The organism is Kitasatospora sp. NPDC059599, from assembly GCF_042735125.1.
Lineage (GTDB): Bacteria > Actinomycetota > Actinomycetes > Streptomycetales > Streptomycetaceae > Kitasatospora.
This window is the reverse complement of record NZ_JBHWCL010000013.1, coordinates 107,051-113,105: the sequence shown is the minus strand read 5'-3', so window position 1 is coordinate 113,105 and position 6,055 is coordinate 107,051. Positions and strand designations below refer to the sequence as shown.

General features: G+C 70.9%; 8 protein-coding genes. 6 read left to right on the top strand and 2 right to left on the bottom strand.

The window, feature by feature from the left end; all coding sequences use genetic code 11:
- Window positions 1-184 precede the first annotated feature (184 nt).
- Window positions 185-1,195: a hypothetical protein gene (locus tag ACFV04_RS07610; protein ID WP_380527490.1), complete on the bottom strand. Its 1,011-nt coding sequence runs from the start codon at window positions 1,193-1,195 to the stop codon at window positions 185-187.
- A gap of 151 nt (window positions 1,196-1,346) precedes the next feature.
- On the opposite strand from ACFV04_RS07610, the gene ACFV04_RS07605 reads away from it, so the two are divergent.
- Together ACFV04_RS07605 and ACFV04_RS07600 are read left to right on the top strand one after the other, a co-directional pair.
- Complete coding sequence (locus ACFV04_RS07605) at window positions 1,347-2,015, top strand: TetR/AcrR family transcriptional regulator (RefSeq protein ID WP_380336690.1); 669 nt, start codon at window positions 1,347-1,349, stop codon at window positions 2,013-2,015.
- 210 nt (window positions 2,016-2,225) lie between these two features.
- A complete protein-coding gene (locus ACFV04_RS07600) occupies window positions 2,226-3,074 on the top strand; it encodes a class I SAM-dependent methyltransferase (protein ID WP_380527479.1) in 849 nt (282 codons plus the stop codon).
- Window positions 3,075-3,300: 226 nt separating this feature from the next.
- Here the strand turns inward: ACFV04_RS07600 and ACFV04_RS07595 are convergent, their stop codons facing one another.
- Entirely contained in the window at window positions 3,301-3,756 is a 456-nt protein-coding gene (locus ACFV04_RS07595; RefSeq protein ID WP_380336447.1) for an ATP-binding protein, read from the bottom strand.
- A 120-nt stretch (window positions 3,757-3,876) separates the two neighbouring features.
- On the opposite strand from ACFV04_RS07595, the gene ACFV04_RS07590 reads away from it, so the two are divergent.
- The 4 genes from ACFV04_RS07590 (at window position 3,877) to ACFV04_RS07575 (ending at window position 6,031) form a co-directional block, all read left to right on the top strand.
- On the top strand, window positions 3,877-4,755 hold the full coding sequence (locus tag ACFV04_RS07590) for a Scr1 family TA system antitoxin-like transcriptional regulator (protein ID WP_380527477.1): 879 nt from the start codon (window positions 3,877-3,879) through the stop codon (window positions 4,753-4,755).
- Window positions 4,752-4,940, top strand: coding sequence for a DUF397 domain-containing protein (locus ACFV04_RS07585; RefSeq protein WP_380527475.1), 189 nt, complete (start codon window positions 4,752-4,754; stop codon window positions 4,938-4,940). Before ACFV04_RS07590 ends, ACFV04_RS07585 begins: the two co-directional genes overlap by 4 nt.
- A 65-nt stretch (window positions 4,941-5,005) precedes the next feature.
- The gene (locus ACFV04_RS07580) at window positions 5,006-5,242 is read left to right on the top strand and encodes a DUF397 domain-containing protein (RefSeq protein WP_380527473.1); all 237 of its coding nucleotides are present in this window, start codon (window positions 5,006-5,008) and stop codon (window positions 5,240-5,242) included.
- Window positions 5,243-5,266: 24 nt separating this feature from the next.
- Window positions 5,267-6,031, top strand: coding sequence for a serine hydrolase (locus tag ACFV04_RS07575; protein WP_380527471.1), 765 nt, complete (start codon window positions 5,267-5,269; stop codon window positions 6,029-6,031).
- Window positions 6,032-6,055 lie beyond the last annotated feature (24 nt).

The following is a 6,055-nucleotide window of genomic DNA, read 5'->3' as shown; positions in this document are numbered from 1 at the left end:
ACTCCGGAAGGTGCGGTCCCGGCCGACCGCCGGGTTCCTCATGAGGTTCTCTCATGAGAGAACCTCATGAGAGAACCTCATGGGCGTCCGGTGTCCGGCGCCCGGTGTCCGCATCGAGGTGGTGGAGCCGGACGGCAACCGCGTCTCGCTGCGCGGGCGCGGCCGGGGCGGCGCGCAGCGGTGATCACCTCCGGTACCGCTGGGCCACCGCCGCGAAGGCGGCCTTGGGTTCCCAGTCCATGTCGGGGTAGGTGTGGCCCCGGCGCCCTTCGAGGAGTTTCACGATGCCCAGTCCGGCCCGGTCGAGGTCGTCCCGGGGGTCGCCGTCGGGGCGGTGCGGGTAGCCGGGCAGGGCGAACAGGAACACGAACGCGCTGTCCACGCCTTCGGTCTCGAAGATCTCCAGCAGTTCGTCGAGGTATGCGGCCTGACCGGCCTCGTCGCGCTCGTACACGCCGTTCAGCCGCACCGGGGCCCCGGTCTCCGGGTCGTACTCGACCACCTCCAGCACCCGGCCGCCGCGGTCTCCCGCGCCGCGGTAGGCCGCGGTGCCGAAGCCGGTGACGGCGAGCGGCTTGGGGCCCCGGGCGAGGGTGCGTACCGCGTCCCGGAACCGGTCGGCGACCTCGGCGGAGCGGATCAGCTCGAACGCCACGATGTCGAAGGGGGTCCAGTCGACCTGCTCGAACTGGATGGACGCGTAGGTGAGGCGGCCCTGGAAGCGTTCGCGGACCGTGGCCGCGGCGTCGCGGAGGAACGCGTTGATGCGCACGCCGAGTTCGCGCATCGCTTCGCCCCGCCGCTCGGGCCGGCCCATCAGCTGGTCGACGCGCTCCTCGGGGCTCCCTCCGGGCAGGAACCCGCGGTTCATCACGCTCAGCTCGACCCCCGCGACGAACACGACGGCGGCTCCCCGCTGCCGGAGCCGTTCGGCCCGCCCGGCGCAGTCGTGGAAGAGCGTGAGGATCTGCTCCGGGTCCAGCTCCAGCGGATAGGGCGAGAACCAGACCTCCAGGCCGAGTTCGGCGGCGGCGCCGGCGGCCAGCTCCAGCCGGTCCGGGTCGCCGCCGATGATCTGGACCGCGTTGCAGTGCAGGTCGTCGCGGATGACGGCGAGTTCACGCCGGACCACCGCGGGGTCGAAGTGTTCGCGGGACGTTCGGCCGTGCAGGACGAATCCGGTGTCGTAGGTCATTCCTCGTGCTCGCACGGTGGTGCCCCTTCGGTCGGTCCGGTCGGTGGGGTCGAGGCTGACAGGAAAAATGCGCACGCGCAAGTTTGCGTTGAGGAAAGTTTGCGTGGGGGAAAGTTTGCGTGTGCGCAGCCCTGTGTGGAACGCTGACGCCGTGACGACACCACCACCAGGGCTGCGGGAGCGGAAGAAGCAGGCCACGCGCGAGGCGCTGCGGGAGGCGGCCCTGCGCCTGGCCGTGCAGCACGGCCCGGACGACGTGCGGGTCGAGGACATCGCCGAGGCGGCAGGGGTCTCGCCGCGCACCTACAACAACTACTTCGCCAGCCGTGAGCAGGCGATCGTCTCCGCCGTCACCGCGGACCGGGAGGGGCGGGTCGCGGCGGCGGTCGCGGCCCGCCCCGCAGGAGTGCGCCTGGCCGACGCCGTCACCGAAGCGGTGGTCGAGCAGTACACGAACACCGGTGAGCGCGAACACGAGGCGCTGTTGCTGATCACCGCCCGGACCGCGCTGCGCGACGCGTTCCTCGACGCCGCCGCCGGAATCGAGCCCCCGCTCACGGCGGTGATCGCCGAACGCATCGGTGAACGCATCGGTGACGCCGCAGCGCCCACGGCCCGTGTGCTCGCGGCGAGCGTGGCCGCGGCGGTGCGCATCGCCCTGGACGGCTGGCTCCGGCCGCCCGAGACCGCGGGGGGCGCCGGGAGCCCTGGCGCCGGCGGGCTGGTCGTGCCCTCGGGCTCACTGCCCGACCGGCTCCGCGCGGCGCTGGCCCCGCTCGCGCCCGCCTTCGACGCAGCCGAGCGAGGCGCCCGGAAGTGACGTCGACCCACCCGGGGTGTCCGGCGGGTCGGTGGTAGGTCCGGAACGCGCCGGCGCGCCCGGCCGTCACCATCCTCGTCGGCCGATGCGACGAAGGGCGCCGTGTCGGGTCGCAGTCCGGTGGATTCGCGCCGCCGGTGGCCCGTCGGCCCGGGGCCGGCCACCCGAGGGCTGGGCGGAGGGAGTGGCCCGCTCGCCGGAGGAGCTGCGATGACGCGGATCGACAACGGTCCGGAGCGGGACCGGCGCCAGGAGGACAGCCGGAGCGGAGGGCAGCGGTTACCGAACGACGAACGGCGGCTCCACAGCTCGTCGTTCGGCGCGGCGGCGGGCGCCTACGCCGAGCACCGCCCGGACTACGCGCAGGCCGCGGTCCGCTGGGCCCTCGAACCCGCGCCCGGCCCGCGGGTGCTCGACCTCGGCGCCGGGACCGGCAAACTCACCGGCACGCTGCTCGCGATGGGCGTCGACGTCGTCGCGGTCGAGCCCGACCCGGCGATGCTCGCCGAACTGCGCCGGGGAAACCCTGCGGTGCGCGCCCTGGCGGGCAGTGCGGAAACGATTCCGCTGCCGGACGGGTCCGTCGACGCGGTGGTGTCCGGCAACGCCATGCACTGGTTCGACATGGACCTCGCGGGCCCCGAGATCGCCAGGGTCCTCGCACCCAGCGGAGTACTGGCGGGCCTGTGGAACGTGTTCGACGACGGGGCCGACTGGGTGGCCGGGTTCGCAGCCGTCACCGGGAGCGCGGCCATCGGCCCGCGTGACGTGCCGGCGAGTTGGCGGGTCGAGGCGGCCGGCATGCACCTCCCCCGGAAGGGCGGGGACGCCCGGTTCGACTCGCCGGAGCAGGCCGAGTTCCCGCACGGACAGGGCCGGACCGCCGACTCCCTCGTCGCGACCCTCGGGACGAAGGCGGGCGTCCTCGTGATGCCGGAACGGCAACGGGACGCCCCGCTGAGCCGGACCCGCGCCTACCTGGAGAGCCGGCCGGAGACCGCCGACGGCGCGTTCACCCTCCCCATGCTGACCAGCGTGCTGCGCGTCCGGCGGTCCTGAGGCCGGGCCGCCGCCCAGGGGGAATGCGAGAGGAGTGGGAAGTCGGATCGGCCGACTTCCCACTCCGATGTCGTTCTACGGATGGGTGGTTGGGGTTGCCGTGGGGACGGGACGGTGCCGGTCGCCCCGCCGGGCGACGAGGGGGTGGGCCCAGGCGAGCAGCGCGAGGAGGAGCACGAAGGGCAGAAGGGTGCAGAGGGTCGCGTGGCCCCCGGTATGGCGGGGTTCAGGAGGCATCGGGGGCGAGGTCGAGTTCGGCCCAGACGGTCTTGGAGTCGGGGTGGTGCGGGATGGTGCCCCAGCGGTCGCAGAGCGCGTCGATGAGGGTGAGGCCCCGGCCGGACTGGGCGTTGGGCAGGTGGACGGTGGGGAGCAGGGGGAGCCGGTCGCCCCTGGGGTCACTGATGGCGATGCGCAAGGTGGTGCCCCGGCGCGCGGTGGTGGTGAGCGCGAGGTGCAGCTCGAAGCCGCGCCCCGGAACGCGGCCGTGCGTGATCGCGTTCGCCGCCAGCTCCGCGACGATCAGCAACGCCGAGTAGAACGGCTCGGTGTGCGCCGAGTGCAGCCCCCAGAGGGTGAGTTGACGTCTGGCGAGGCGCCGGCAGATCGCCGCACCCCGGGGAGTGGCGGCGAGGTGGGTGGTGTGGGTGCGGGGGCTGTCGAGCGGGATTTCGGTCGTCATGGGAGAAAAGCGTGACGGCCCGGACGTACCCTGACCATGCATCCGGCGAGTACGGAGAGTGCTTGTACCGGTGCGGACAGCTTTTTGTCTCGTGGCTCAATCACAGGCGGGGTGGTCGCGATGGGTACGGCGCGCAACAGCGACTCGGGCGAGGTCCGGACGGAACTGCCGGAGGACCTGACGGAGGTCTCGGACTTCTTCCGGGCGATCGGCAAGCAGATCAGACTCCTGCGGGAGCAGGCCGGACTGACGCGCAAGGAACTCGGGGAGTACGTCGGCTACGGGGAGCACCTGATCAGCGCGGTGGAGCGCGGAGTGCGCACCCCGCAGCCGGAGTTGCTGGTCGCGGTGGACAAGGTGGTCAAGGCCGGTGGGCTGCTGGCGATTGCGAAGGATGACGTGGTGAGCGCGCGGGCCAAGGCGCGCGTGCGGCACCCGGCCTGGTTCCAGGGCTATGCGGGCTTGGAGCCGTTGGCTGTGGAGATCCACGAGTACAGCATGTTCGCCGTTCCGGGTCTCCTGCAGACCGAGGCGCACGCGCGAGCCGTATACGGGATGAGGCAACCGCTCCTGACCGAGGAAGTCATCGAGGAACGGGTGGCCTCTAGGATCGCTCGTCAGGACATTCTGACGCGATGGCCACGCGCGATCTTCAGTTGGGTCATCGACGAGAGTGTTCTCCTGAGGCCTTTGGGCGGCTTGGAGATTCATAGGGAGCAGCTGCGGCACTTGTTGATGGTTGGCCACATGAGGGGCATGGTCATCCAGGTCATGCCGCTCTGTCGGACGGACCACCCCGGGCTGGGTGGGCCGTTCACGCTGATTACTCCCAAGGGGCGACCGCAGAACGGCTACATCGAGGCGCAGCAAAGCAGTCGGCTGATCACGGATCAGGAAGAAGTCCGTATCATGAATGCACGCTACGGTGCTCTCAGAGCGCAGGCTCATACGCCGCAGGATTCCCTGACCTTGATCGAGAAGATGTTGGGAGAACAATGAACACGAAGCTGGCGTGGATCAAGAGCAGCTACAGCACTAACGAGGGTGGTCAGTGCGTCGAGGTGGCCGAGACCCCCGGTGTCGTCCACGTGCGTGACTCCAAGGACAAGAGTGGCCCCCAGCTGGCGTTCGAGCCGGCCGCGTGGGAGGCGTTCGTTTCGTTCGCCGCCACTGCCGAGGTCTGACCGGACCTCCCCTCAACGGCCCACCGTCTATCTGGCGGCGGGCCGTTGGCGTACCGTCAGGAGGTATGGAACTGGTCTGGTTCAAGAGCAGCCACAGCACCAACGAGGGCGGCGCGTGCGTCGAAGTCGCCTGGCGTAAGAGCAGCCACAGCGGCAACGAGGGCGGCGAGTGCGTCGAGGTCGCCGAGACCGGCGAGGCCGTCCTCGTGCGCGATTCCAAGGACTCGAACGGCCCGCACCTCACCTTCGAACCCGCCGCCTGGCGGGCATTCGTGGCCTTCGCGGCCAATGCCCGGGTCTGACCGAATATCCCCTACCCTTCCTCCATGCTTTCTGTGGTGGTGGCCCCCTGGGCGGGTGTGGCGGAGCCGGTGTTCGTGCGCAATCCGGACGTCCTGCACGACGCCGCGAGCACGATGAAGGTGGCCGTGCTCGCGGCGCTGTGGCGCAGCGGTGTGAACCTGGACGCCGACGTGCCGGTGGTGAACCACTTCGAGTCGGCCGTCGGCGGGGAGTTCGGCAACAACCAGGACTACGACAGCGACCCGTTGCCCTGGGAGTTGCTGGGCTCGCACGTCCCGCTCAGCCTGCTCGCCGAGCGGATGATCACGCACTCCTCCAACTTGGCGACCAACCTCTGTCTGGCCCGTACCACCCCGCGGGCGGTCGCCGACGTGTGGCGCCGCGCGGGTGCGACCCGCAGCTCCACCCCGCGTGGGATCGAGGACTACGCGGCGCGGGCGGTCGGCGTCAACAACCTGGTCAGTGCCCGGGACCTCGTCCGCCTGATCCGTTCCCTCGCCGACGAGCCGGAACTGCTCGGGCTCCTGGAGGACAACGACTTCCGGGTGGACCTCGCGGCCGGTCTCCCGCCGAACACCCGGATCGCGTTCAAGAACGGCTGGATCCCGGGTGCCCGGCACTGTGTCGGCCTGGTCCACCCCTACGACTGCCCGCCGTACCTGATCGCGGTCTGCTACACCGGCCCGCTCGCCTCCGGTGCCGACCGCGCCGACCCGGCCGCCCGTCTGCTGGCCCGGGTTTCGGCGGCGGTGTGGACGCGGCGTCATGAGATCTGCTCATCTGCATGAGCATGATGACCAGTTGAATGCGGT